Annotated in this window: 22 protein-coding genes, 1 tRNA gene and 1 pseudogene; 17 read left to right on the top strand and 7 right to left on the bottom strand. The window is 62.1% G+C overall.

Going from position 1 to position 26,604, the window contains the following annotated elements; all coding sequences use genetic code 11:
- Window positions 1-162: 162 nt before the first annotated feature.
- Both NKI05_RS28775 and mutY read right to left on the bottom strand, forming a co-directional pair.
- Window positions 163-774 (bottom strand): HAD family hydrolase, encoded by a 612-nt coding sequence (locus tag NKI05_RS28775; RefSeq protein ID WP_023685438.1) that lies wholly within the window; start codon window positions 772-774, stop codon window positions 163-165.
- A 22-nt stretch (window positions 775-796) separates the two neighbouring features.
- Window positions 797-1,918 carry an A/G-specific adenine glycosylase gene (gene mutY, locus NKI05_RS28770; protein ID WP_023752617.1) on the bottom strand — a complete coding sequence of 374 codons (1,122 nt, stop codon included), beginning with the start codon at window positions 1,916-1,918 and terminating at the stop codon, window positions 797-799.
- Window positions 1,919-1,968: 50 nt separating this feature from the next.
- On the opposite strand from mutY, the gene NKI05_RS28765 reads away from it, so the two are divergent.
- The 4 genes from NKI05_RS28765 to NKI05_RS28750 all read left to right on the top strand — a co-directional run bounded on the left by NKI05_RS28765 (window position 1,969) and on the right by NKI05_RS28750 (window position 8,441).
- A complete protein-coding gene (locus tag NKI05_RS28765; RefSeq protein ID WP_023687168.1) occupies window positions 1,969-2,475 on the top strand; it encodes a DUF721 domain-containing protein in 507 nt (168 codons plus the stop codon).
- 167 nt (window positions 2,476-2,642) lie between these two features.
- Complete coding sequence (locus NKI05_RS28760; protein ID WP_023687169.1) at window positions 2,643-3,374, top strand: DsbA family protein; 732 nt, start codon at window positions 2,643-2,645, stop codon at window positions 3,372-3,374.
- A gap of 69 nt (window positions 3,375-3,443) precedes the next feature.
- A complete protein-coding gene (smc, locus tag NKI05_RS28755; RefSeq protein ID WP_352793807.1) occupies window positions 3,444-6,902 on the top strand; it encodes a chromosome segregation protein SMC in 3,459 nt (1,152 codons plus the stop codon).
- Between the two features lie 1,230 nt (window positions 6,903-8,132).
- A complete protein-coding gene (locus tag NKI05_RS28750) occupies window positions 8,133-8,441 on the top strand; it encodes a hypothetical protein (protein ID WP_023816582.1) in 309 nt (102 codons plus the stop codon).
- Window positions 8,442-8,558: 117 nt separating this feature from the next.
- Here the strand turns inward: NKI05_RS28750 and NKI05_RS28745 are convergent.
- Together NKI05_RS28745 and NKI05_RS28740 are read right to left on the bottom strand one after the other, a co-directional pair.
- Window positions 8,559-8,633 (bottom strand) — tRNA-Gln (locus tag NKI05_RS28745).
- A 110-nt stretch (window positions 8,634-8,743) separates the two neighbouring features.
- Window positions 8,744-9,088 carry a VOC family protein gene (locus NKI05_RS28740; protein WP_023735567.1) on the bottom strand — a complete coding sequence of 115 codons (345 nt, stop codon included), beginning with the start codon at window positions 9,086-9,088 and terminating at the stop codon, window positions 8,744-8,746.
- A 215-nt stretch (window positions 9,089-9,303) separates the two neighbouring features.
- On the opposite strand from NKI05_RS28740, the gene ppdK reads away from it, so the two are divergent.
- The 3 genes from ppdK to NKI05_RS28725 all read left to right on the top strand — a co-directional run bounded on the left by ppdK (window position 9,304) and on the right by NKI05_RS28725 (window position 14,150).
- Window positions 9,304-12,009 carry a pyruvate, phosphate dikinase gene (ppdK, locus tag NKI05_RS28735; protein ID WP_023735566.1) on the top strand — a complete coding sequence of 902 codons (2,706 nt, stop codon included), beginning with the start codon at window positions 9,304-9,306 and terminating at the stop codon, window positions 12,007-12,009.
- A gap of 174 nt (window positions 12,010-12,183) precedes the next feature.
- Window positions 12,184-13,284, top strand: a complete 1,101-nt coding sequence (locus NKI05_RS28730; RefSeq protein WP_023735565.1) for a glycosyltransferase family 9 protein — start codon at window positions 12,184-12,186, stop codon at window positions 13,282-13,284.
- Between the two features lie 89 nt (window positions 13,285-13,373).
- Window positions 13,374-14,150: a polysaccharide deacetylase family protein gene (locus NKI05_RS28725; RefSeq protein ID WP_050590348.1), complete on the top strand. Its 777-nt coding sequence runs from the start codon at window positions 13,374-13,376 to the stop codon at window positions 14,148-14,150.
- A gap of 165 nt (window positions 14,151-14,315) precedes the next feature.
- Here the strand turns inward: NKI05_RS28725 and NKI05_RS28720 are convergent, their stop codons facing one another.
- Together NKI05_RS28720 and NKI05_RS28715 are read right to left on the bottom strand one after the other, a co-directional pair.
- The gene (locus NKI05_RS28720; RefSeq protein WP_023698131.1) at window positions 14,316-14,705 is read right to left on the bottom strand and encodes a DUF427 domain-containing protein; all 390 of its coding nucleotides are present in this window, start codon (window positions 14,703-14,705) and stop codon (window positions 14,316-14,318) included.
- Window positions 14,706-14,865: 160 nt separating this feature from the next.
- Window positions 14,866-15,225 carry a hypothetical protein gene (locus tag NKI05_RS28715; RefSeq protein WP_023670697.1) on the bottom strand — a complete coding sequence of 120 codons (360 nt, stop codon included), beginning with the start codon at window positions 15,223-15,225 and terminating at the stop codon, window positions 14,866-14,868.
- Between the two features lie 298 nt (window positions 15,226-15,523).
- Here NKI05_RS28715 and NKI05_RS28710 point away from each other — a divergent pair.
- A pseudogene (locus tag NKI05_RS28710) lies at window positions 15,524-17,150 on the top strand (fatty-acid--CoA ligase).
- 122 nt (window positions 17,151-17,272) lie between these two features.
- Window positions 17,273-18,055: a DUF1499 domain-containing protein gene (locus NKI05_RS28705; protein WP_023684603.1), complete on the top strand. Its 783-nt coding sequence runs from the start codon at window positions 17,273-17,275 to the stop codon at window positions 18,053-18,055.
- Window positions 18,056-18,059: 4 nt separating this feature from the next.
- On the opposite strand, the gene NKI05_RS28700 is transcribed toward NKI05_RS28705, so the two are convergent.
- A complete protein-coding gene (locus tag NKI05_RS28700) occupies window positions 18,060-18,968 on the bottom strand; it encodes an MBL fold metallo-hydrolase (RefSeq protein WP_023752792.1) in 909 nt (302 codons plus the stop codon).
- A 117-nt stretch (window positions 18,969-19,085) separates the two neighbouring features.
- On the opposite strand from NKI05_RS28700, the gene NKI05_RS28695 reads away from it, so the two are divergent.
- From NKI05_RS28695 to NKI05_RS28660, 8 genes are all read left to right on the top strand, one after another.
- Window positions 19,086-19,679: a biotin transporter BioY gene (locus NKI05_RS28695; protein ID WP_023684601.1), complete on the top strand. Its 594-nt coding sequence runs from the start codon at window positions 19,086-19,088 to the stop codon at window positions 19,677-19,679.
- 272 nt (window positions 19,680-19,951) lie between these two features.
- On the top strand, window positions 19,952-20,833 hold the full coding sequence (gene rfbA / locus NKI05_RS28690) for a glucose-1-phosphate thymidylyltransferase RfbA (protein ID WP_023816497.1): 882 nt from the start codon (window positions 19,952-19,954) through the stop codon (window positions 20,831-20,833).
- Window position 20,834: 1 nt separating this feature from the next.
- Window positions 20,835-21,389, top strand: coding sequence for a dTDP-4-dehydrorhamnose 3,5-epimerase (rfbC, locus tag NKI05_RS28685; protein WP_023670703.1), 555 nt, complete (start codon window positions 20,835-20,837; stop codon window positions 21,387-21,389).
- A gap of 25 nt (window positions 21,390-21,414) precedes the next feature.
- Window positions 21,415-22,509 carry a dTDP-glucose 4,6-dehydratase gene (gene rfbB, locus NKI05_RS28680; protein WP_023725246.1) on the top strand — a complete coding sequence of 365 codons (1,095 nt, stop codon included), beginning with the start codon at window positions 21,415-21,417 and terminating at the stop codon, window positions 22,507-22,509.
- Complete coding sequence (gene rfbD, locus NKI05_RS28675; RefSeq protein WP_023735563.1) at window positions 22,506-23,435, top strand: dTDP-4-dehydrorhamnose reductase; 930 nt, start codon at window positions 22,506-22,508, stop codon at window positions 23,433-23,435. The genes rfbB and rfbD overlap by 4 nt, the downstream gene beginning before the upstream one ends.
- 109 nt (window positions 23,436-23,544) lie before the next feature.
- Window positions 23,545-24,294 carry an ABC transporter permease gene (locus NKI05_RS28670; RefSeq protein WP_023735561.1) on the top strand — a complete coding sequence of 250 codons (750 nt, stop codon included), beginning with the start codon at window positions 23,545-23,547 and terminating at the stop codon, window positions 24,292-24,294.
- A gap of 36 nt (window positions 24,295-24,330) precedes the next feature.
- Entirely contained in the window at window positions 24,331-25,056 is a 726-nt protein-coding gene (locus NKI05_RS28665) for an ABC transporter ATP-binding protein (RefSeq protein WP_023687183.1), read from the top strand.
- Window positions 25,056-26,525 carry a rhamnosyltransferase WsaF family glycosyltransferase gene (locus tag NKI05_RS28660; RefSeq protein ID WP_023805752.1) on the top strand — a complete coding sequence of 490 codons (1,470 nt, stop codon included), beginning with the start codon at window positions 25,056-25,058 and terminating at the stop codon, window positions 26,523-26,525. Before NKI05_RS28665 ends, NKI05_RS28660 begins: the two co-directional genes overlap by 1 nt.
- The last annotated feature ends 79 nt before the right edge of the window (window positions 26,526-26,604 follow it).

Genomic DNA, 26,604 nt, shown 5'->3' with positions numbered 1-26,604 from the left:
GCCCAGCCGTCATCAACAAGCGATTCGTGTGTCATCGCAGTGTAGAATCACACCCGATTCCGCAGGGCAATACCTATCTTAGCGCCTATGCCCTTTTGAGGGGGAGATGGCCGGCAGGCCAGAGGGGGGCGCCATAGAGCGTTACTTCGGCCCTCCGCGCATTCACACCGCGATCCCATACCCCGCAAGATCTGCCCGCAGCGTTTTTGCATCCGTGAACAGCACCGACTGCCAGCCGGCGGCCCTGGCGCCATCGACATTTCTGGGGCTGTCGTCGATGAACAGCGTGGCTGACGGTTCGAGACCGAACGCGGCGACGTGATGGTCGTAGATGGCGCGGTCGGGCTTGATCTCACGGATATCGGCCGACACGGTCACGCCGCGCGGGCGGCTAAGGAAATCGAAGCGCAGTCTTGCCTCGGCAAGCGTGTCGGCGGCGAAGTTCGTCAGCATGGTCACGTCGCGGCCGCTCTCGATCAGGCCGAGCATGATGGCGACGCTGTCCTCATAGGCATGCGGCACCATGTCGTTCCAATAGCGCCGGAAATTGCGAATGTTTTCAGCATGATCCGGGTAATCCGCGATCAGCAGCGCTTCCGCCTCTTCCCACGTCCGGCCACGATCCTGCTCGATGTTCCAGTCATGCGTGCAGACATTGTCGAAGAACCACTTGCGCTCTTCGGCATCGGGAATGAGGCGGCTGAACGGAATGTTCGGATCGTAGTGGAGCAAGACGCGACCGATGTCGAACACGATATGGCGGATTTCAGTCATTTCTGGCCTTTCAAAGCGAATGCTAGTCAATCGGGCGGTGCTTTTTGGTTGCGCCCGGTATCGCTGCTTCGATGACCTTTTTCATGACGGTCGGCAGCGCTTCTCCGGAAATGTCATGGGCCAGCGACCAGAAATGCCCTTCCGGCGCATCACTTTTCACTTGAGCGTGAAAAACTTCGAGCTCGAGCGCGAAATGGGTGAAGACATGCGCGATCTCTCCGGCGCGCCGCCAGTCCGCAGGGAAGGGCGCTGCCTCCGAAGTGGTTGCACCGTCGATCCGCGCTGTCCAACCTGTGGTCGGCACCTCGGTCATGCCGCCGAGCAGGCCCTTGTCAGGCCGCTTGCGCAACAGGATGGCGCCGTCGCCGCGCTCGGCGACGAAGGCGGCACCCCGCCTGAGTGGTTTGTCGACCTTGGGCAGGCGGACCGGGAAGCGCTCGGGGTCGCCGGACAGGATGGCGCTGCAATCCTCGCGCACCGGGCATAGCATGCAGCGCGGCCGTCTTGGCGCGCAGATCGTAGCGCCGAGGTCCATCATCGCCTGGGCGAAATCGCCCGGCCTTGTCTGCGGAACCAGTCTTTCGACGAGCGCGCGGATTTCAGGCTTTGCCTCGCTGAGCGGCGTTGCGATCGAATAGAGCCGCGAGATGACACGTTCGACATTGCCGTCGACGACCGCCGCCGGACGGTCGAAGGCGATCGCCGCGATCGCCGCCGCCGTATAGGCGCCGATCCCCGGCAATTCCCTCAATCCCGTTTCGTTGTCGGGAAAACGGCCGCCCTGGCTCGCAACCAGATCGGCGCAGGCCTTGAGGTTGCGCGCCCGTGAATAATAGCCGAGCCCGGCCCAGGCCTTCATCACATCCTCGGCCGGCGCAGCCGCCAGCGCCTTCACATCAGGCCATTTCTCGACAAAGGCGCGAAAATAAGATTTTACCGCTTCGACCGTGGTCTGCTGCAGCATCACTTCCGACAGCCAGATGCGATAGGGGTCCGGCCGTGCACCGCCGGCCGCGGCGTGCGGCGTGATCCGCCACGGCAGTTCGCGATGGTGCGCGTCGTACCAGGCAAGCAGACGCGCGGCGATCTCTCCCGATAGAGTTGGTCCGGATGCGGCCTTGCGGGTCTGTTCGTGCAGTGCCATTGATCGCGGGCTGGCTCTAGGCTGGTGAGGAGCGTGGCTGGAGAACGTACATGGCAGGGAGAACGCCTTACGGCAATCCCGTTCCGGTGAGCGATCTCGCGACCGCGATCCTCGACCCCGTGCTGCGCAAGCGGGCCGGCATTTCGATCGGGCTGGTGCAGTCATGGGAAGAGATCGCCGGCCCCAGGCTCGCCGGCCATTCGCGCCCCGAAAAAATCCAGTGGCCGCGCCGCATGCATGAGGACGATCCGTTCGAGCCGGCGGTGCTGGTCATCGCCTGCGAGGGCATGGCCGCGCTGCACCTACAGCACGAGACCGGCGAGATCATCAACCGCGTCAATGCCTTTCTCGGCTTCAACGCGATCGGCAGGATCCGGATCGTGCAAAAGCCGGTGCTGAGGGACAAAGCCCGGCCGAAACCGACGCCGAGAGCACTGACTTCCGTCGAAAAGGCCAAATTGTCCGATACCGTCGGCAAGATCGAGGATGAAGGCTTGCGCGCCTCGCTGGAGCGTCTTGGCGCCACAATTCTTGGCCAAAGGAAGCGGCCAAGGTAATCAACCGGTAATCAGTCGGTCATGAACGCGTCATCTATCTCGCGCATTCGTGATCCTGCATGTAGAGTTTGGCGATTGGAATGGGGACGGCGATGCCTTAATTCCCGCCAACTCTCGCCTTTTCTAGCCTTTGCGTTGCAAAATCAAACCACAGTCAGGTGATTCGCATGAACCGTAGCTTGTCCCGCAGAAACCTCCTGTCTTCGCTGGCCGTCATTCCGGCAGTGGCTATGCTCGCCGCATGCAGCGATTCAGGCGAGGATGCCAAAGCAGCGGATGTGAAGCCTGCGGCTCCCGCGGTGCCGGCTTCGACGCCTGCCACTCCGGCCGCCGTCAAGGTCCCGGAGTCTTCCGGCAATGTCGACATGGCCGAACTGCTGAAGCCCGGCGCTTTGCCCGACAAGCAGCTCGGCAAGGATGACGCCAAGGTCACCATCGTCGAATATGCTTCGATGACCTGCCCGCATTGTGCGCATTTCGCCGCGACCACCTTCCCTGAGTTGAAGACCAAATACATCGACACCGGCAAGGCGCGTTACATCCTGCGCGAATTCCCGTTCGATCCGAGCGCCGAGGCCGGTTTCATGCTGGCGCGCTGTTCGAAGGACAATTATTTCCCGATGGTCGACGTGCTGTTCAAGCAGCAGGCCAACTGGGTGGGCGTCAACAATACCAAGGATGCGCTGCTGCAGATCTCCAAGCTCGCCGGTTTTACACAGGAGTCCTTCGAGGCCTGCTTGACGGACCAGAAACTTCTGGACGATGTGAGATCAGTCCAGAAGCGCGGCGCCGATGAATTCAAGGTCGACTCGACACCGACCTTCTTCATCAACGGGAAAACCTACAAAGGTGCGATGTCGATTGAGGAAATATCGGCCATCATCGACCCTCTGCTCTGACGTCCAGGCGGCGCCGGAGCGACTGCGCTTCGGCGTCAGCGCACCTTTGTGCCTTCCAGGCAGGCGCGAATGAAGTTTTCGCGCCTTCGCCTCCTCGGCTTCAAGTCCTTCGTCGAACCCGGCGAGTTCGTCATCGAACGCGGCCTGACCGGCATTGTCGGGCCGAATGGCTGCGGCAAGTCGAACCTTGTCGAGGCGATGCGCTGGGTGATGGGCGAAAGCTCATACAAGAACATGCGCGCGTCCGGCATGGACGACGTGATCTTTTCCGGCTCGGGAACGCGCCCGGCCCGCAACACCGCCGAAGTCACGCTGTTCCTCGACAATAGCGACCGGACCGCGCCCGCCGCCTTCAACGACGCCGATGAATTGCAAGTGTCGCGCCGAATCGAGCGCGAAGCCGGCTCGCTCTACCGCATCAACGGCAAGGAAGCCCGCGCCAAGGACGTGCAGCTTCTGTTCGCCGACCAGTCGACCGGCGCGCGCTCGCCTTCCATGGTCGGACAGGGCCGCATCGGCGAACTGATCCAGGCCAAGCCGCAGGCGCGCCGCGCGCTGCTCGAAGAGGCCGCCGGCATTTCCGGCCTGCACACGCGCCGTCACGAGGCCGAGCTTCGGCTGAAGGCGGCCGAACAAAATCTGGAACGGCTGGACGATGTCGTCGGCGAACTGGAGAGCCAGATCGAAAGCCTTAAGCGCCAGGCGCGCCAGGCATCGCGCTTCAAGAACCTGTCGGCCGATATCCGTAAGGCGGAAGCCACGCTCTTGCATCTGCGCTGGACTTTGGCCAAAACCCAGGAGGGCGATGCGCGTTCGGCATTGGCGGTTGCCACAGCTCTGGTCGGCGACCGCGCCGCCGCCCAGATGGCTGCCGCCCGTGAGCAAGGCGTCGGCGCCCACCGGCTGCCCGATCTGCGCGATGCCGAGGCCGCCGCGGCTGCCGCCTTCCAGCGCCTGTCGATCGCCAAGGCTCAGATCGAGGAGGAGGCTGGCCGCATCCGCGCCCGCCAGGCCGAACTGGAGCGCCGGCTGCAGCAGCTCGACGGCGACATCGCCCGCGAGGAGCGCATGGTGCGCGACAATGCGGATATTCTTGAGCGCCTGCGCGAGGAAGAAGCGACACTCAACTCCGAAAATGCCGGCGCCGCCGAGCGCGAAGCCACGACGCGGGCCGCTTTCGAGCAGGCCGGCGCAACGCTTGTCACAAGCGAAGCAAAGCTCGCTGCGCTGACCGCCGAACGCGCGGAGGCTGCCGCCTCGCGCAATCAGATCGAGCGCACGCTGCGCGAAAACGCCGAACGCCGCGACCGCTTTGCCCGCCAGCTGGCCGACGTCGACCGCGAATTGTCCGAAATTGTGTCGAAGGTTGCGGGCTTGCCTGACCCGGCCGAAAAACGTGCTCTGGTCGAGGACGCGCTCGCCCGGCTGGAGGAAGCCGAGGCCGGCGCCATTGCTGCCGAACAGGCGGTCGCCGAGGCGCGCGCCACCGAGAGTGCCGCCCGTCCGCCGCTGCAGGATGCCAGGGCCGAACTCGCCGGCATCGAGACCGAAGCCCGCACGCTGGCCAAGATCCTCAATGCCGCCAGCGGCGATCTTTTCCCGTCGGTGCTGGAGCAACTCAGCGTCGAACGCGGCTATGAGACGGCCCTTGGTGCTGCGCTTGGCGAGGACCTCGACGTGCCGCTCGACCGCAGCGCGCCGGTGCATTGGGGCGAAAGCCAGGTTCAACCAGGCGATGCGGCCTTGCCGGAAGGCATCAAGAGCCTCGCCAGCGTGGTGCGCGCGCCTTCGCAGCTTGCCCGCCGACTGGCGCAGATCGGCATTGTCGACGCGGCTAATGGCCGCCGCCTGCAGACGCTGCTTGCGCCCGGCCAGCGGCTGGTCAGCCGCGATGGCGCGCTGTGGCGCTGGGACGGGCTGACCGCCAGCGCCGATGCACCGACCGCGGCGGCGCAAAGGCTGGCGCAGAAGAACCGGCTGGCCGAGCTCGATGCCGAGGCGGTGCAGGCGGCGCAGATCGTTCGCGAGGCCGAAGCCGCCCTTGCCCAGGCCGAACAGGCGCTGCGCCAGGCGAGCGAGGCCGAACGCAATGCCCGCCAGGCAGGGCGCGATGCCCAGCACGGCCTGGACGCCGCCCGCAACGCCTTGGCCGAGGCCGAAAAGGCCGGCGGCGAATTGGCAAGCCGCCGCGCCGCGCTCGACGAGGCGCGCGCGCGCATCGTCGACAGCCATGAAGAGACGGCCGCCGCCTTCGCCGAGGCCGAAATGCTGCTGCAGGACGCCCCCGATCTCGGCGACCTGCAACTTCAGCTCGAACAGACCGCCGCCAATGTCAGCCGCGATCGCGCAACCTTGGCCGACGCGCGTGCCGTCCATGAAGGCCTGCGCCGCGAAGCCGAGGCGCGCACGCGCCGGCTCGATGCCATCGGCGCCGAGCGCAGCAACTGGCTGCAGCGGGCCGAAAACGCCTCGACCCAGATCGCCTCTCTCGGCGAGCGCAGGGCCGAGGCCGAGGCCGAGCGCGAAACGCTGGCCGACGCCCCCGACGAGATCGACGCCAGGCGGCGCGCGCTGCTGTCGCAGCTGACCGAGGCAGAGACCTTGCGCAAGGCGGCCGCCGACCGCTTGCAGGAGGCCGAGAACAAGCAGGCCGAGCTGGACAAGGCCGCCACCGCGGCCATCCAGTCGCTGGCCGATTCCCGCGAAACCCGCGTCCGCGCCGAAGAGCGATTGACCGCCGCCGATGAGCGCCGGCTCGAGGTCGAGGCGCGCATCCAGGAAACGCTGAACACGCCGCCGCATCTGGTCATTCGCCATACTGGCCTGGAAGCCGACAGCCCGATGCCGGAAATGGCCGAGATCGAGCGCCAGCTCGACCGGCTGAAGGTTGAGCGCGAGCGGCTCGGCGCCGTCAATCTGCGCGCCGAGGAAGAGCAGAAGGAATTGTCGGACCGGCTGGAGACCATCGTCTCCGAGCGCGAGGACATCATCGAGGCGATCCGCAAGCTCAGGCAAGCGATCCAGAGCCTGAACCGCGAAGGCCGCGAACGGCTGCTTGCCGCTTTCGAGGTGGTCAACGGCCATTTCCAGCGGCTGTTCTCGCATCTGTTCGGTGGCGGCACGGCCGAACTGCAGCTGATCGAATCCGACGACCCGCTCGAAGCCGGGCTCGAAATCCTGGCACGTCCGCCCGGCAAGAAGCCGCAGACCATGACGCTGCTGTCCGGCGGCGAGCAGGCACTGACGGCGATGTCGCTGATCTTTGCCGTGTTCCTGACCAATCCGGCGCCGATCTGCGTGCTCGACGAAGTCGACGCGCCGCTCGACGATCACAATGTCGAACGCTTCTGCAACCTTATGGACGAAATGGCCGCGACCACCGAGACGCGCTTCGTCATCATCACCCACAACCCGATCACGATGGCGCGCATGAACCGCCTGTTCGGCGTGACCATGGCCGAGCAGGGCGTCAGCCAACTGGTCTCGGTCGATCTGCAGGCCGCCGAGGCGATGCGCGAGGCGAGCTGACGCAGCATGCTTTGTTGATTTCGTCGGCGATGGCGTCGATCCGACTGTTGCAATAGGACCGTCGCCCTTGCGACCTGCTTGCGACGCGCATTCTGTAAGGTTCGAAGAGAAGGAATTTAAGCGCCACCTGAGAGCGAACGCCAAAGCCCACATGCAAAGCGCCCGGCCAACGCGAAAGCGATGCCTACAAGGCGCAGATGGCAATAGGCTCCGACCGCAATTCAGCTGCCACGTTTATCGGAAGCCCAGGAAGCTCAGTATCGCAATCACGATAACGACTGCTCCGATGAGCCAGATTATGTTGTTCACCGTATCTCTCCCGAACTAGTTGCTGGGAGTGAACTCGTAAGAGCCTACTAATGTTCCCGCATTTTCTGCGTCGAAACAAAATGGCGGCCATCGCTTCGTCGATTGCCAGACCAAGGTCCGAACAGGGTATGACTGAAGTCCTGACGTCGGAGCCATAGGCCTGAAGGCGGGCAACCTATGCCCTCCCGATACATTGGAACCGGGCTGCCGAGCATGAGTCCCTTCATCGGTGGTCAATCGGGTGCCCGCCATTCCTGAGAGGTTAGCGGGCACCCGATTGTCGTGACACCGCCAACGGCGTGCGTTTCAATAGCGAGGCTAACAGTGACCTTTGTCCAGAGATCTGTGCGTGACGGCGCAACCCGACCCGCAAACGACAACGACAGTCCTGCGGAGGTTTCTTCCGTTCTTGACCTCATACCATCGGCTGACGACGACAAGGTCGCTGAGCTTGTCAGGCGAACAGAGCGCCTGGCAATCGCAGTGGTTATCGGAATCGCGGTTCTGCTGATCTTGGCGCCGGTGGTTTACCTTGCACTTTCTTACGGGATCTGAGACGGCCCGACTTAGGCGATCTAAGATGGCCTGATTGGTCTCGTAAATCTCACAAATTGTGCCGACGGTCTTCCTCGCAAGACAAGTGTTTCCCGTCACAGATCAGGAGATCGAACGCGACGACATAGAATGGTCGTGCGCAGCGCTGCTTTGTCGAGTTGCGTAACCTTGGTGGTCGGCTTGAAAGAGCGTGCTCACCAGAATTTGCCAACAAGAGCTGTTGTTGCAATTCCTTCCTTCACACGCCGTGTTGCGCGGGAGCAGCCGTCACTGATCGCGCCCGTGGACCAACGACGCTACTCGGAACCAAAGGGATGGGACGCGGTTATCCCCGCGAAGGGATAATTAGCAGATGGAGATATTACAATGAAAACAATGATCGTGAGCGCCTTGGCGCTGTTCATTGCCATGCCGACGATAGCTCCGGCAGCCGAAGCTGACGTGGTCATCACGACCCACCATCGACATCATCACAGGAGCGTAAAGGTCATCAATGACCAGGGTCAACGCCTTCATCACCGCAGACACGGCACGGTTGCCTTCTACGACCACGGCCGCAGACTACATCGCCGGGATACGGTCATCGTGACCGGCTCGATCGAGCGCAGCCATCATCGCTATTATCGACATCATCGGCATCATCCCGTCGTCATCCAGGACGACAACGATTACTGATCCTCTCCGCACGGCCCCGGCTCTGTCAACGGAGTCGGGGTCGCGTGGGAGTCAGATAGCTCCTGACGGCAGCCATCGATAAGGTCGGTAAATCATTGATTCCAAAGGCATGTGATTTGGCTGGGGCGCCAGGATTCGAACCTGGGAATGTCGGTACCAAAAACCGATGCCTTACCACTTGGCGACGCCCCAGCAAGCGAGCTTTGCCCGTTGCGCGCGGCCTTATAGGACGAGCGGCACGAAAGCTCAATGCCGAGTTGGCCACTGTGCAAAACTGATCCACCGCTTGGCGCGGGGACGCGCTATTCGCCCCAGACCGCCAACTCGTTGCCAGCGGGATCGGTGAAATGGAACCGCCTGCCGCCCGGGAACGAGAATATCGGCTTGACGATCGTGCCGCCGGCGCTTTCGACAACGGCGAGCGTTGCTTCCAGATCCTGCGAATAGAGCACCGGCAATGGTTTCGCCGGCGCCTCCGCTGCATCGGCCTGGAAGCCGCCATCGAGCCCTTCGCCGAAGGCCGAATAGGTCGGCCCGTAATCGGTGAACGACCACGAGAAGGCGGCGCTGTAGAAAGCCTTGACGCTGTCCAGCGTCGCGCCGGTCGCGGGCAGTTCGAGATAGTCGAGTTTTCCGTTGAGTTTCATCACGCTGCTCCCAACTTGTTCCCTATATGTTCTATATCCTGGGCAGCGATCCGGCAAGTCTTTTCGACGCAGCTTTTGCTTAATCGATTGTAGTCGCCGGGCTTCGCTGCCACACCTTGCCTTTCGCACTGCAGCATAATAACGCTCGGGTCGGAACGCGGGGGAACCGGGTCTTGGCCCCGGTGTTCTATCTTCCGAGGACTTGGAGGGCGAGCATGACCAAATGGGTCTACACCTTCGGCGATGGCGCCGCGGAGGGACGTGCGGGCGACCGCAACCTTCTCGGCGGCAAAGGCGCCAATCTGGCCGAGATGTGCAGTCTTGGCCTGCCCGTGCCGCCGGGCTTCACCCTCACCACCGAAGTCTGCAACGCCTATTACGCCAACGGCAACAGCTATCCGGCCGCGTTGCAGGCCGATGTCGTCAAGGCGCTGGACCATATCGGGCAGCTGACGGGGCGCCGTTTCGGCGATCCGTCGAAGCTGCTTCTGGTCTCGGTCCGCTCCGGGGCCAGGGCCTCGATGCCGGGCATGATGGACACCGTGCTCAATCTCGGCCTCAATGACGAGACGGTCGAGGCGTTGGCAGCCGATTCCGGCGATGCCCGCTTTGCCTATGACAGCTACCGCCGCTTCATTCAGATGTATTCCGATGTCGTCATGGGTCTCGACCACGAAGTGTTCGAGGAAATCCTGGAGGACCAGAAGGCGAGCCTCGGCCACGAGCTCGACACCGAACTGACAGGGCAGGAATGGCAGAGCGTCATCGCCCTTTACAAGGCCAAGGTCGAGGAGGAACTCGACAAGCCGTTTCCGCAGGACCCGCACGAGCAGCTGTGGGGGGCGATCGGCGCGGTATTTTCCAGCTGGATGAACAACCGCGCCATCACCTACCGGCGCCTGCACGACATCCCGGAAAGCTGGGGCACGGCGGTCAATGTCCAGGCCATGGTATTCGGCAATATGGGCGAGACGTCGGCCACCGGCGTCGCCTTCACGCGCAACCCCTCGACCGGCGAAAAGATGCTCTATGGCGAATTCCTGGTGAACGCGCAGGGCGAGGATGTCGTAGCCGGCATCCGCACGCCGCAAAACATCACCGAGGCGGCGCGCATCGCCGCCGGCTCCGACAAGCCGTCGCTGCAGAAACTGATGCCGGACGCGTTCCGGTCCTTCGTCGACATCTCCGACCGCCTGGAACAGCACTACCGCGACATGCAGGATCTCGAATTCACCATCGAGCGCGGCAAATTGTGGATGCTGCAGACGCGTTCCGGCAAACGCACCGCCAAGGCGGCGCTGAAGATCGCCGTCGAGATGGCGCGCGACAAGCTGATCACGACGGAGGAGGCGGTCGCCCGCATCGATCCGGCCTCGCTCGATCAGCTGTTGCATCCGACCATCGACCCCAAGGCCGCGCGCGATGTCATCGGCGTCGGCCTGCCGGCTTCTCCGGGCGCGGCGACCGGCGAGATTGTTTTCTCCTCGGGCGATGCCGAGGATCTGAAGACGCAAGGTCGCAAGGCAATCCTGGTGCGCATCGAAACCAGCCCCGAAGACATTCATGGGATGCATGCTTCGGAAGGCATCCTGACCACGCGCGGCGGCATGACCAGCCACGCCGCCGTGGTCGCGCGCGGCATGGGCAAGCCTTGCGTTTCGGGCGCCGGCTCGCTGCGTGTCGACTACAAGGCCGGCACGCTGATGTCGATGGGCCAGACCTTCCGCAAGGGCGACATCATCACCATCGATGGCAGCAACGGCCAGGTGCTGAAGGGCGCCGTGTCGATGCTGCAGCCGGAACTGTCGGGCGATTTCGCCGCCATCATGGAATGGGCCGATGCGGTGCGCCGCATGAAGGTGCGCACCAATGCCGAGACGCCGCTCGATGCGCGCATGGCGCGCTCCTTCGGCGCCGAAGGCATCGGCCTCTGCCGCACCGAGCACATGTTCTTCGACGGCGAGCGTATCGTCGCCATGCGCGAGATGATCCTGGCCGATACCGAGAAGGACCGCCGCACCGCGCTTGCCAAGCTGTTGCCGATGCAGCGCTCGGATTTCCTCGAACTGTTCGAGATCATGGCCGGCCTGCCGGTGACGATCCGGCTGCTCGATCCGCCGCTGCACGAATTCCTGCCCAAGACGGAAGCGGAGGTGGAGGAGGTCGCCGCCGCCATGAACGTCTCGCCCGACAAGCTCAGGCAGCGCACAGAAGCCCTGCACGAGTTCAACCCGATGCTCGGCCATCGCGGCTGCCGTCTCGCCGTCTCCTATCCCGAGATTGCCGAGATGCAGGCGCGCGCCATTTTCGAGGCAGCCGTCGAGGCCGGCAAGAAGGCCGGCGCGCTGGTCGTTCCCGAGATCATGGTGCCGCTGGTCGGCCTGGTGAAGGAGCTCGACTACGTCAAGGCGCGCATCGATGCGGTCGCCAAGGCTGTCATGGACGAGACCGGCGTCAAGATCGACTATCTCACCGGCACGATGATCGAGCTTCCGCGCGCGGCGATCCGCGCCCACGTCATCGCTGCTACGGCCGAGTTCTTCTCCTTCGGCACCAACGATCTCACCCAGACCACTTTCGGCATCTCGCGCGACGATGCGGCGTCCTTCCTCGAGACCTATCGGCAGAAAGGCATCATCGAGCAGGACCCGTTCGTCTCGCTCGACATCGAGGGCGTCGGCGAACTGGTGCGCATGGCTGCGCAAAAGGGCAGGGCGACACGGCCCGACATCAAGCTCGGCATATGCGGTGAACATGGCGGCGATCCCGCCTCGATCCGCTTCTGCGAAGAGGTCGGCCTCGACTATGTCTCGTGCTCTCCCTACCGCGTGCCGATCGCAAGATTGGCCGCAGCCCAAGCCGCAGTGCAGATTGCCAAAACAGCAGTGCCGCGCCCCAAAAAGAGCGCCGCGGCATCCTGATTTCGACACAGTCCTTTCGGTATCGATGAAGCGGCCACCCCTGGGTGGCCGTTTGGCGCTAAGCTTACGATTTTGTAAGCAAATTCACGCTGATGTGCGCGCCCCAACACGCAATCCCGACATCGTTTCTTCCCAATTTCACGGCCCCCCAACCCGCCCGGTGCCGAGAAAAAGATGTTACAGATTTCGCCCAGACCCTTCCGCTCGATCCTGATTATCCAGACCAAGTTCATCGGCGATATTGTTCTGTCCTCCACGCTCGCCAAGAACCTGCAGCTCGAATATCCCGGTGTCAGGATCGTCTTTCTCTGCGAGGCGCGCCTCGCCAGTTTCGTCACCGCGCACGGCATCGCCGCCGAGGTCGTCAGCTTCCGCCGCGCCGCCATGCGCGGCACCCCGCTGGAGCGTGGGCGCGAGCTCTATTCTATGATCAGCAAGCTGCGCCAATTCCGTTTCGACCTGACCATCGACCTCACCGATTCAAAGACATCGCGGCTCATCGTCAGGTTCCTCAACGCCAGCACCCGCATCGGCTACAATCCTCCGGAAAGGCCGCTGCGCTGGCATGAGCGCCAGCCCGCCAATGTCTTTGCCGAGCCGTTCGGTTTTGGCGAACGTCACTATCTCTACCGCTACCTTTCGCCGCTCGAGCCGCTCGGCGTCGGCCTGCGCGTGCGGGTGCCGTCGATTCGGCCATTGCCGATGGAGACGGCGAGGGCCCAGGCATTGCTGGACAAACACCATTTGCGGCCAAACGGCTTTATCGCGGTGCATGCCGGCGCAAGTTTTCACGGCCGGCGCTGGCCGCATGAACGCTTTGCCGCCGTGATCGACACGATTTCGCGCGAAACCGGACTGGATTTCGTACTCGTCGGCGGCCCTGACGAGCGCAAGCCGGCCGAGCAGATCCTCGCCAGTGCCGCGTCGATCGTCAACCTCGTCGGCGCGCTGTCGCTGGAAACGCTGCTGGCGGTGTTGCAGCAGGCGCGGCTGTTTGTCGGCAATGAGAGCGGCCCCATGCACATGGCAGCAGCGGCCGGAACGCCGGTTGTCGGCCTGTTCGGCCTGACCAGCCCGGCCGTCTGGGGACCGGTCGGCGTGCCCAGCCTCGCCTTGCAGCCATCCATGCCGTGCAATTGCGTGGCGGGCAGCCTGTGCAATCCGCTCGATCCCAGCAAGGCCTGCTGCGTCTGGCGCCTTGAGGTCGAACCGGTCGTCGCGGCCGTGCGCGAAGTCCTCTCACGGACGCATGTGGAACTGGAACACGCCGTCTGACGGTGCGCGGCGGTCACATTGTCGGGATATCAGCTTTCTCACGGCCACTATCCCAATTTCCGCCTTGTTGCGGGTCCTGGGATGCGGCTATGACAGCGCCGATTCTCAGACAAGACAGGCATCCCTTGCAAAAGCTGTTTTGCGCCTTGGCGCTATCTATCCTGGCCGTGTCCTCGGCCCAGGCCGCGCCGCTTGTCGAGCCGACGCTGCATCTGAAGGCTGAGGATGGTGGCAGTGGCAATGTCGGCCGCGTCGCGCTTACGCTCGACGCCTGCGGCGGCCAGACCGATACGAGGATCCTGTCGGCGCTGGTGGAGAACCGGATTCCGGCGACGATCTTCGTCACCGGCATCTGGCTGAAGCGCAACGCCGCCGTCGTCGAGATCATGCGCGCGCATCCGGACCTGTTCGAACTGGAAAACCATGGCGGCCATCACATCCCGGCCGTCGACACGCCGCGCAAGATCTATGGCATCCGCAGCGCCGGCAGCCCGGAAGCGGTGCGGGCCGAAGTCGAATCGGGCGCCGCCGCTCTCGCTGGCACCGGCGAGCCGGCGCCGAAATGGTTTCGCGGCGCGACCGCCGAATACAGTCCGTCGGCCATCGCCATGATCCGCAGGCTCGGCTTCAAGATCGCCGGCTTTTCGATCAACGGCGATGGCGGCTCGTTGCTTGGTGCAAAAGAAACCGCCCGGCGCATCGCCGCCGCCAAGGATGGCGATGTCATCATCGCCCACATCAACCAGCCGACCCACGCCGCCGGCGAGGGCGTCGTGCAAGGTCTGCTCGCGCTGAAGGCCAAGGGGCTGATGTTCGTGCGGCTGGATGACGCCGACGGTGTCGGCAACGACGGGACGACTGATTAGGATTGGGCGGCGGCAGGCAGTTTCATCGCCTTTGGACTAACGTCGCCGACGTTTGAGATTAGCCGAGGCCTCCAAACGTCGTCATCCCAGGATGAAACAGGAGCGAAGCTCCGTCGCGAAGACCCTGGGATGAAGAAGCGAGCAACGGCGGCTTGAGTCGCTTGCTCAGGCCGGTGCTGCTTCGATAGTGACCCTGTTGGGATAAAACGCGCCGTGGTCGCGAATCTCAGCCATTTCGTCGAAGGGCTGCTCATAGCCCCACATCGCGTCCTTGCCGGTCTCACCGGCCGGCAGCACGCTCCAGTAGCTGGCGTCGCCCTTGTAGGGGCAGTGGGTCGACAGGGTGGTTTTGCCGAGCTGGGTGAAGTCGATGTCTTCGAAGGGGATGTAGAATGCCTGGGGGTAGGGCGGTTCGGACAGAAGCTTCGCCCGCGTCGATGAGGCGATCACCGTATCGCCGGCACGCACGACCACGGTACCGCGATAGGGTTCGACGGTGATGACCTTGCCGGGATTGCTCTGAAAGCCGGGGGCGGGGTTGGCGATCTGGTCCATGCGGGGTTCTCCTTCTTCGATTGGGAGCACAGTCCGATTGAGAGCGTGCGGGATTGCTTCCCATATCTCTAAAATGTGTCTGGAGAACCCGTTGCGCAAGCCTTTGCCAGTAGGCCAGAGCTGGCCTTCCGATCACTAAAAACGATCCCGCGTGGAATGCTCAGGCTGCGGTCTTGAACACGTCCATGAGGCCGGCATAGGCCGCGGCAATACCGGCTACCGGGTTGGTGCTTCTTGACGTCGTCTCGACCTTCAGTGGGCCGCCGCCTGTCGGCAAGGTGAGCAGCAGGAACTGGCGATTGCCGCCGTCGCCGATCGATGCGGCGGCGACATGCTGGCCTTCGCCTTCGTTCTGGACGCACATTTTGAACAGCAGCGTGCCGCCGACCGCCTCAAGGGCGCCGCCGACCACCTCGACAAATTCGTCTTCGGAGACCTTTTTGGCCTCCGGCACGAGATCGGCCAGACTTGCGGCAAGCGTGTCTTCAAGCTCTTTGTCGTCGAGTTGAATATCGTCCAACTGCACGTCTTGGGCCTCGCTGTCATCCAGCTGCCTGTCGTCGATCTGCCTGTAATCGATCTGCTTGCTGTCGATCTGCGTGTCCATGCGAACCTCTTTCAGTCGCCAATCCGCACCCCTACCCCGTTAACGAACCTTAACGTCGACGATGGCCGGATTGTGGCGGTTTTCTCCGCCTTTCGATCACTGCTTGCTTCAGCCGTTAACGGTTGGAGACGTGACGACTGGACAATCCGTCCGTTCGTCCCACAATGGAACAAAAGACGGGAAAAACGAGGAACCAAATGGGAGGAACCAGATGCTCGGACTGATGCAGGAATGGCCGCTGCTCTGCCACAAGCTGATCGACAATGCCGAGCGGCAGCACGGGACGCGCGAGATCGTCTCGCGCTCGATCGAAGGTCCTGTCGTTCGCACCACCTATACTGAAATTCATCGCCGCGCGCTCAAGGTCGCTCAACGGTTGGAGCGCGATGGCTTTGCTCGGCGACCGCATCGCGACCCTGGCCTGGAACACGGCGCGCCACATAGAGGCCTGGTACGGCATAATGGGCATCGGCGCCATCTACCATACGCTCAACCCGCGTTTGTTCCCCGAGCAGATCGTCTGGATCATGAACAATGCGCGGGATAGAGGGATCTTCGTCGACCTGACCTTCATGCCGCTGCTGGAAAAGATCGCCGGCGCGGTCAAATCGCTGAAAAAGGTGATCGTCCTGACCGACAAGGCGCATCTGCCTGAAACGACGCTGCCGAATGTGGTTGCCTATGAGGAATGGCTGAACGAGGCCGATGGCGACTTCGCCTGGAAGGTTTTCGGCGAAAACACCGCAGCCGGCATGTGCTACACCTCCGGGACGACGGGCGATCCCAAAGGCGTGCTCTACAGCCACCGCTCGAATGTGCTGCATGCCATGATCGCCGCCATGCCCGACGCCATGGGCCTCTCCGCGCGAGACACGATCCTCCCCGTTGTGCCGATGTTCCATGCCAATGCCTGGGGCCTTGGCCAGAGCGCCCCGATGATCGGCGCCAAGCTGGTCATGCCCGGTTGCAAGATGGACGGCGCCTCGATCTACGAACTGCTCGACACCGAGAAGGTGACCTTCAGCGCCGCCGTGCCGACCGTCTGGATGATGCTGCTGCAGCATCTGGAAGACACCGGCAAGAAGCTTCCCTATCTCAGCAAAGTCGTCATCGGCGGCTCGTCCTGCCCGCGCGCCATCATCAGGAAATTCCAGGACAATTACGGTGTCGAAGTCATCCATGCCTGGGGCATGACCGAAATGTCACCGCTCGGCACGCTGTGCACCATGAAGCCGCAGTATCAAGCGCTCGAGGACGAGGACCGGCTCGATATCCAGGGCAAGCAGGGCTACCCGCCCTTCGGGGTCGAGATGAAGGTGACGGATGACGACGACAAGGAACTGCCTTGGGACGGCAAGACCTTCGGCCGGCTGAAGGTGCGCGGTCCAGCCGTCGCCAGCGCCTATTATGGCGGCGTCGGAGCCGAGCAGTTCGACAAGGACGGCTGGTTCGACACTGGCGATGTCGCCCATATCGATTCCGGCGGCTACATGCAGATCACCGATCGCGCCAAGGACGTCATCAAGTCGGGCGGCGAGTGGATATCGACCATCGACCTGGAGAACCTCGCCGTCGGCCATCCCGATGTCGCCGAGGCCGCGGCGATCGGCGTCCATCATTCGAAATGGGGCGAGCGGCCCTTGCTGGTCGTGGTCGCCAAGCCCGGCAAGGAGCCGAGCAAGGCCGATATACTGGCGTTCATGGACGGCAAGGTGCCGAAATGGTGGATACCCGACGACGTCGCTTTCATCAGCGAAATCCCGCACACCGCCACCGGCAAGATCCAGAAGATCACCTTGCGCAAGCAGTTCAGCGACTACCGCCTGCCGACGGATTGACCGGGACCGTGCGTTTCCTTGACCTTCAAGCTACCGGCCGCAAAAACGTTAGGGCAGGGGATGTTCAATTTGAGCATCCTTTGCTCTAAGCGTCTGTGCGGGTTGGGGCGGTGCTGAAGACAATGGAAATTGACGAGCGGCAGACATCGAAGGCGGCCGGCTGGTCGCGGCGCACGGGCGCTTTTGCCCTGGTCCTGCTGCTCACCGTGCTGGCCGGCCATCATTTCGAACTGGTGGAAACGCCGGCCTTCCTGTGGGTGCTGGCGATCGTCGCCCTGCTTGCCGCATTCGCTTTGCTGTTTGCCGGTCTCGCTCTGTCCAGGCTGTGGCATTTCGGTGACCGTGGCGGCCGCGACCTCTCGGTCGGCGCCCTGCTGGCGCTGCTGGTGCTGACGCCCTACGGCTTTGCCACCTATTTGGCGGCGACCACGCCGCCCCTGAGGGACATCACGACGGACCTCGACAATCCGCCAGTGCTCGACACCAGCGACCGCACCAAGGACATGAACGTGCTCGCGCTGCCAACGCCGGGCGAAGCGCGCCTGCAGGCCGACGCCTATCCGCTGGTCACCGGGCATAGCTACAATCTGCCTTTCGAAACCGTCGTCGACGCCGTTGAAACCGTGCTCGACCGCCGCGATTGGCAACTTACCGCGCCATACCCAGTGACCGACGGTCAAGACGAGGTGACGATATCGGCCGTGGCCCGGAGCTTCGTCGTCGGCCTGCCCGCCGACGTCGCCATCCGGGTCAGCAATGATGGCGACACCATCGTCGTCGACATGCGCTCGGCCTCCCGCTACGGCCGCTACGATCTCGGCGACAATGCCGCGCGCATCGTCGGGTTCCTCGCCGAACTCGACCAGGAGGTTGCGGGCCAGGTGGGTGCGGCTCCGGCCGAGTAGTTCTCTACCCCACCGGCACAAAGACGCCGTCGATGGCCGGGTCACCCTGGGTGGCAATCAGGCCGCGCGCCACCAGGTCTTCGAGATGGGCAAGCACCGACAGACCGGCAGCGCCATGCAGGCGTGGGTCGGTGTCCCGGTAGATCGCCTTGACCATGTCCGGGATCGTCCGGTCGCCGTCGCGGATCCGCTCGAGGATCGCCCGTTCGCGCATCTTGCGATGGGTCTTGAGCCCGCGCATGAAGCTGAGCGGCGCGGTCACCGGGCCGCCGTGGCCGGGCAGCAGCAGGCGGTCGTCGCGCGCGATCAGCCTGTCGAGCGAGGCCATGTAGTCGGCCATCGCTCCGTCCGGCGGCGCCACGATCGATGTCGCCCACGCCATCACATGATCGGCTGAAAACAGGATGCCGGTGCCTTCGAGCGCAAATGCCGCGTGATTGGCGGTGTGGCCCGGCGTCAGCACCGTCCGGATCGTCCAGCCATCGCCCTCGACCAGCGTATCGTCGGGCAAAGTGACATCCGGCACGAAACCGGTGTCGGCGCTGGCGTCGAGCGGATTGATCTCGGCGATCCGCAGCGGCCTTGCCGGGCGGTGCGGGCCTTCGGCCAGCACGGCGGCACCGGTGCGCGCTTTCAGCCGGGCGGCCAGGGGAGAATGGTCGCGATGCGTGTGACTGACGAAAACATGGCTCACCGGCCGGTTTGCGATCACCTTCAGCAACGTCTGGAAATGCGCTTCATCATCCGGACCCGGGTCGATCACCGCCAGTGTGTCGCGGCCGATAATGTAGCTGTTTGTGCCGTGAAAGGTGAATGGGCTGGGGTTTTTGGCGGTGACGCGCAAGACCTCGGGCGCGACGGTGACGCCCTGGCCATAGGCGGGATCGAAGCTGGTGTCGAATTTGAGCGCCATGGCGGTGTCGTTGAATCTCTGTTCAGGAAGACGGCAAAACTGATTGCCGCATAACACGGAAGCCAATATAGAAAAACGCAAGGCCGCGATCTGCGGCAATCCGGATTGGGGAAGACCATGGCACTTGCAACGACGATGCGCCCGCTTGTTTCTCTCGCTTTGCCCCAGGAGGGCGCGCAGCGCCTGGCAACCCAGCTTTTGCTGGCGATCGCCGGAACGCTGCTTTTGACCCTGTCGGCCAAGACGAAAGTCGTGCTCGGGCCGGTCGACATCTCGATGCAGACGCTGGCCGTCCTGCTGATCGCCACCGCATTTGGCCTGCGGCTTGGCGTCGCTACCCTGCTTCTCTACATGGCCGAAGGCGCCATGGGCTTCCCGGTCTTCCAGAGCACGCCTGAAAAGGGCATCGGCATCGCCTACATGATCGGCGGCACCGGCGGTTATCTCGCCGGCTTCGTCGTCATGGCGGCCATTGTCGGCTGGGCCGCCGACCGCGGCTGGGACCGCCACCCGATCAAGTTGTTCAACGCCATGCTGGTCGCCGAAATCGTCATGATGGCCATGGGCTTTGCCTGGCTGGCCACCCTCATCGGCGCGGAAAAGGCGTGGCAGTTCGGCGTTTTGCCGTTCGTCCTCGGGGATTTGATCAAGGTTGCGCTCGCCGCCAGCCTGGTGCCGGCGGTATGGTCGCTGCTGCCCAAGCAGCCCTGAAACCGGACAAATGAATGAGCCGGCGGGTCCAGGGCCCGCCGGCTTTTTGTTGTCACGCGTCCGCCAGCCGATGGTGCAAGCCGGTTGCCAAATCGCCACGCCCATTTGCATCGTCAGCTTGTGCCTGGTCGGTCAAATTGCCGCGAGGCGGCAGATGCAGAGCAATTCTGGCGCCGATCCACGGCCGAGATTGAATTGACAAGCCATTGCGCGAAACCTAAGCACGGGCAACTTGATTTCGAGGCGGGGGCCGGTAATTCAAGGAGAGCTTGTTGAAGGGAATAATCCTTGCAGGAGGCAGCGGGACGCGTCTGTATCCCCTTACATTAGCGATCTCTAAGCAGATTCTGCCAATATACGACAAGCCGATGGTTTTTTATCCGCTGAGCGTCTTGATGCTCGCCGGTATCCGCCAGATTTTGATCATTTCGACACCTCGCGACTTGCCGGTGTTTCGGGAGTTGCTGGGCGACGGTTCGGAATTCGGGGTCGAATTCTCCTATGCCGAGCAGGCGCAGCCCAACGGGCTTGCCGAGGCCTTCATCATCGGCCGCGACTTCATCGGCAAGGATAATGTGTCGATGATTCTCGGCGACAACATCTATTTCGGCGAGGGCCTGTCGCAGCTCTGCCGCACTGCTGCGCAGCGCCAAAGCGGCGCGTCGGTGTTCGCCTACCATGTCGAGGACCCGCAGCGCTACGGCGTGGTGTCGTTCGACAAGCTCAGCGGCACGGCTTTGACGATCGAGGAGAAGCCGCGGGAGCCGAAGTCCAACTGGGCGGTCACCGGCCTCTATTTCTACGACAATGAGGTCGTCGACATCGCGTCGACGATCAAGCCCTCGGCGCGCGGCGAACTCGAGATCACGGCGGTCAACAACGTCTATCTCGAGCGCGGGAAATTGCATGTGCATCAGCTCGGCCGCGGCTATGCCTGGCTCGACACCGGCACGCATGACAGCCTGCATGAAGCCTCTTCCTTCGTGCGCACGATCGAGCACCGCCAGGGGATCAAGGTCGCCTGTCCTGAAGAAATCGCTTTCGAGCAGGGCTGGCTGACCGCCGACAAGGTGCTTGAGCGCGCCACGCGCCTGGGCAAGAACGAATACGCCGCCTATCTGCGCCGGCGTGTCACCGAGCTGACGGAGACATAGGGTGCTGGAAGTCAGGCAGCTCGGTTTGGACGGCGTGCTGGAAATCGTGCCGAAGCGGCACGGCGATGCGCGCGGTTATTTCATCGAAACCTGGAATGCCGAGGCCTTTGCCGAGGCCGGCATCGATCTGCGTTTCGTCCAGGACAATCATTCCTATTCGGCTGCCGCAGGTGTCGTGCGGGGGCTTCACTATCAACTGCCTCCACACGCGCAGGACAAGCTGCTGCGCGTAATCAGAGGCCGCATTCTCGACGTGGCGGTCGACATCCGCCGCAGCTCGAAAACCTTCGGAAAATGGGTCGCGCTCGAAATATCGGCCGAGAGAGGCAACCAGATCCTCGTGCCGAAGGGTTTCGCGCACGGTTTCGTCACGCTCGTGCCGGACACCGAGGTTCTGTATAAGGTCACCGACACCTATTCGCCGGCGCATGATCGATCGATCCGTTTCGACGATCCTGATATCGGCATCGATTGGCCGTCGCCGGCCGGCGCCTTCGAGCTCTCGGCCAAGGACCTCAAGGCGTCGGCGCTTGCTGAGGCCGAGGTGTTCGCATGACGCGCGACGATGTGAGGAGAGCGCCATGAATTTTCTGGTGACAGGCGGTGCCGGCTTCATCGGCTCGGCCGTGTGCCGGCATTTGTGCGCCAATCCGGCCTACCATGTGACCAATCTCGACAAGCTCACCTATGCCGGCAATCTGGCCTCGCTGCGCACCATCGAGAATGCACACAACTACAAATTTGCGCAGGCCGACATCTGTGACGAGCGGGCGGTTCTCGACATCCTCCACCGCGACGAGATCGACGTCGTCATGAACCTCGCCGCCGAAAGCCATGTCGACCGCTCGATCGACGGACCCGGCGCCTTCATCGAGACCAACATCGTCGGTACCTACCGGGTGCTGAATTCGGCGCTCGAATATTGGCGCGGCCTTGACGAGGACAGGAAGGCGCGCTTCCGCTTCCACCATGTCTCGACCGACGAGGTGTTCGGCGATCTGCCCTTCGATGGCGGCATGTTCGTGGAGGAGACGCCTTACGCGCCATCCTCGCCCTATTCCGCCTCCAAGGCCGCATCCGACCATCTGGTGCGGGCCTGGTACGAGACGTACGGCCTGCCGGTCGTGCTCTCCAACTGTTCGAACAATTACGGGCCTTATCACTTCCCCGAAAAGCTGATCCCGCTGGTCATCCTCAACGCGCTCGACGAAAAGCCGCTGCCGGTCTACGGCGCTGGCGCCAATGTGCGCGACTGGCTGTTCGTCGAGGATCACGCCCGTGCTCTGGAACTGGTCGCCACAAAGGGCCAGCCCGGCGAAAGTTACAATGTCGGCGGCAATTCCGAGCGTACCAACCTTGGCGTCGTCGAGACGATTTGCGGCCTGCTCGACATCAGGCGTCCGCGCAGCGGCGGCAGGAGCTACCGCGATTTGATCAGCTTCGTCACCGATCGGCCCGGCCACGACCGCCGCTATGCAATCGATGCCTCCAAGATCGGCCGGGATCTCGGTTGGGCGCCGGCGGAGAGTTTCGACAGCGGCCTTGCAAGGACCGTCGACTGGTTCCTCGACAACAAATGGTGGTGGGGACCGATCCGCGAGCAGCGCTACGCCGGCGAGCGGCTGGGGCAAGTCCGGTCGCGCGGCCAGGTTGAAGGCAGGAAGGGCGCGGCGTGAGGCTGGTTGTCACCGGACGCGACGGTCAGGTCGCTGCCAGCCTGCTGGAGGCCGGGCAGAGGCGCGATGGCATCGAGGTCGTCACCCTCGGCCGCCCAGTGCTCGATCTGGCGCGGCCCGATACGGTGTTCGACGCACTCGCGGCAGCGCGGCCGGATATCGTGGTGTCGGCTGCCGCCTACACCGCCGTCGACCAGGCCGAGGACGAGCCCGATCTTGCCTTCGCTGTGAACGCCGTCGGCGCCGGCAAGGTCGCCGAGGCGGCCGCGAAGCTCGGCGTGCCCGTAATCCATCTGTCGACCGACTACGTCTTCGATGGCACCAAGGACGGCGCCTATGTCGAGACCGACGCCACCGCACCGCTCGGCGTCTACGGCGCCTCCAAGCTTGCCGGCGAGCTGGCCGTGGCCGCCGTCAATCCGCGCCATCTGATCCTGCGCACCGCCTGGGTCTACAGCCCGTTCGGCAAGAATTTCGTGAAAACCATGCTGCGGCTGGCCGGCGACCGCGACGAGATCGCCGTGGTCGCCGACCAATGGGGAAATCCGACATCCGCACTTGATATTGCCGACTCGATCCTGCATGCGGCGGCGGTGTTGCGCGGCGACGACAGCTTCGACGGCTATGGGATCTACCATCTCGCCGGAGCCGGAGACGTCAACTGGAGCGGCTTTGCACGCCACATTCTGGAGGCAAGCCTGTCACATGGCGGGCCGTATGCTGCGGTACGGGATATTACGGCGCGCGACTACCCGACCAAAGCGCGTCGCCCGGCTAATTCGCGTCTTTCGACGCAAAAATTCACAGCCGCATTCGGATCGGAGGCACAGGGGTGGCAGCAATCGACAGGGCTTGTGGTGCGCCGCATCTTGCAAGCCCAGCCGGCAGCATGGAAAGACGTAGCGATTGTGTCTGTTAAGCGATGAAACAGCTTGTCGCTATCTTTATGTCGGCCGAGTCGCCATATCGCGGCGCCTTCATGTCTGTCGCGGAAATTACCAAGCCTGAGCAAGTTACACTGAAGGAAGTATCATAATGTCGGGTGTATCAATGGTTTGGCTTCGGCTCGCGCAGTTTGACATACGGCTTCGTTACCGGAATTCGACTTTCGGGCCTTTCTGGATTACGCTGAACACGGCAATATTTGCCCTTTCAGTTGGGCTTCTATATGCTGTCTTGTTTAAGCAGCCTATCAGGGAGTTCATACATCACTTGGCTACGAGTGTAGTCTTGTGGCAATTTCTATCTGGAGCAATAATTGAAGGTTCGGAAACTTTAATTGGATCTCACGATCTTCTTCTAAATACGAAGATCTCGCCGGCCTCATGCATATTTCGTTGTGTCTCTAAGAACATAATAATATTGATGCACAATGTGCTAATTATATTCATAACTCTAATTATTGCCTATCCGAACTCCGGCTTGAACATACCAATGTTCATCGTCGGAACCGCGCTGTTGGCTGCCCATGCCGCCTGGATATCGACCATCGTAGCGATTGTTTCTGTGCGATACAGAGACGTTCCGCTGATCACCGCTGCCGTTATGCAGCTTCTGTTCATGCTTTCGCCGATTATCTGGACGGCAAAGGTTCTCCCTACCAGCTCTCCGTTCCTGGTCTACAATCCTGTCGCCTACATCATCGATGCAGCGCGAACTCCACTGATGAGCGACGGCACCGACTACATGAGCGTGCTCGTGTCCGCCATTATTGCCGGCGCGGGGAGCATCGCCGCCTATCTTCTCTATCGAAGGACGGAGCACCGAATTCCGTACTGGCTTTGAATTCTGACGCCGTCACACAATTATATTGGAAGCCCCATGTCACCGCCATCCATTCATCTGAGCGACGTCACCGTCCGAATTCCGGTCTGGTCCGCTCCGGCAAATCGTTCTCTCAAGCAAGCCGCGCTCCGTTTCACCACGGGCGGGCGTTTGCTGGCCGGTGACTCCGGCCGTTTCGAAGTCGCGGCTCTCGATGGCGTGTCGCTCGATCTTAAACCCGGCACCCGGCTGGGGCTGAGCGGGCACAACGGTGCTGGCAAGACGACACTGTTGCGCGTCTTGGCAGGCATTCTCAAACCCACCAGCGGGACAGCTGTGATCAACGGGGACTCGGCCGTCCTGATAACGCCCTCCATGGGTTTATCTCCCGAACTCACGGGCCGAGAGTTCATCCGGCTCCAGAGCCTCATGACCGGTATCGCCCCCCGTGAAATCGAGCGCCAGACCGAATCGATTATCGAGTTCTCGGAACTGGGCGATTTCATAAATTTGCCGGTACGCACCTACTCGTCCGGCATGCAGACACGGCTGTCGTTTTCGGTTGTCACCGCATATCCGACCGATATCGTGCTTCTTGACGAGGGGCTGGGCACGGGCGACGCGTCATTTCAAAAGAAGGCCAGAGAGAGAATGGAGCATTGGCTCAACAATGCCGCCATTGTCGTGCTGGCATCGCATTCCGATGCCCTGATCCGGTCGATGTGCAGTTCCGCGGTGTTTCTCGAGAAAGGTCGCGTCGTGAGAGAGGAGACCTTTGGCTAATGCGTCGTCAGCTGACTGCAACGCTCGCCGGCGCCGGCGCCCGCATCTTCGGGCACCAGGATTTGAAACAATCCTACCATAAGGTCTTCGACCCCGACGTTCCCCTGCAAAGCTATAGGGGCAGGCTTGCCTATTGGTGCATGTCGGCGGCGCACCGCCTTGGCTTCCTCTCCGACCTGCAACTGTCCTACCTGTCGCAGCTGCCGCTCGTCCCGGCGGTCGCTCCGCCAAACCATGTCTATGATCACGAGTTCTTGAACCTGCGGCTGAATCGAATCTACGACATGCCGGACGTCGAGATAGACGAGCGCCGGCCGCAGACGATCAATGTCCTGGTTCCTGCTTTCGACTTCAAATCGATCTCGGCCGGGTTCTTCGGCGTCTTCCAGATGGCGCTGTTCTTGCGCAAGACGGGCATCAATGTTCGCCTCGTCCTATTTGATAATTTCTATTTCAATATCGCCGACTTCAGAGAAAAGGTTTTGAAATACCCCGGTATGGAGGGTGTCTTCGACGAACTCGAAGTCGAGTATATCGGCGAGAGGCGGAAACCTCTTGCTATATCGCGCTACGATTATGCCGTGGCAACCGTTTGGTATTCAGCCTATTTTGCAGAAAAGATTACAGCGCGCACAGAGAGAAAGAAGTTTATATACCTGATACAGGACTATGAGGCTGCATTTTATCCGGCAAATAGTCTATATGCCGTTGCAGATCGTACATACGCGATGGACTACGACGCGATATTTTCAAGCGAAAGCCTTATGCAGTTCTTCATTTCGAATGATGTCGGCGGCATAAGGTCTCGCGGCATGTCGCATACGTTTTTCAACAACGCCTGCTCGTCCAATCTCCTGCCCAAGGACATGTTCATCCAACGCAATCTTGCAAAGAAAAAGAAGACGATCGTCTTCTATTCTCGGCCGGTGGTGGATCGGAATATGTTCGAACTTACAGCGTTAGCTCTTACGACGGCCTTCAGGCGGGGCATTTTCGACCCCGAGGAATGGGATTGCGTGGGCATGGGCTTGGGAGAAGGTGTTGTCGAGCTGCAGCCCGGGGTTCGATCGGTTTCGTTGCCAAGGATGGACCTCAGCAAATACATCGAGGAGGTCTCGGGTTTTGATATCTGTCTCACGCTGATGGCTTCTCCGCATCCGAGCATGATCCCGATGGATCTGGCCGGATCCGGCTGTGTCGTTGTGACAAATACCTTCAAGACAAAAACTGATGATTATTTGAAGGGCCTCAGCGGAAATATCATCCCGGCTGCTTCGGAATTGAATGAAATCGTTTCAGCTTTGGAGCTGGCAAAGTCGAGGAGCGAGGACCTGGAGCAGAGGTACAAATTCGCCAAGGCAATGAAGTATCCGCGGGATTGGGACCAGTCGCTCACTGCCAAACATCTGAATTTTTTCAAGCGTCGCCTGCAGGTTCGCGCGGAAAAAGCAGCAACAGGCAAACAATAACCGTCATGAATTTTTTCGATTGCCGGCGCCGCGGTCGGGGCGACTGCGAACATTGGGACACTAGGAGCGTAAGACGGTG

Source organism: Mesorhizobium sp. M0771, assembly GCF_040320155.1.
Taxonomy (GTDB): domain Bacteria; phylum Pseudomonadota; class Alphaproteobacteria; order Rhizobiales; family Rhizobiaceae; genus Mesorhizobium.
This window is presented reverse-complemented; position numbering and strand designations above follow the sequence as displayed.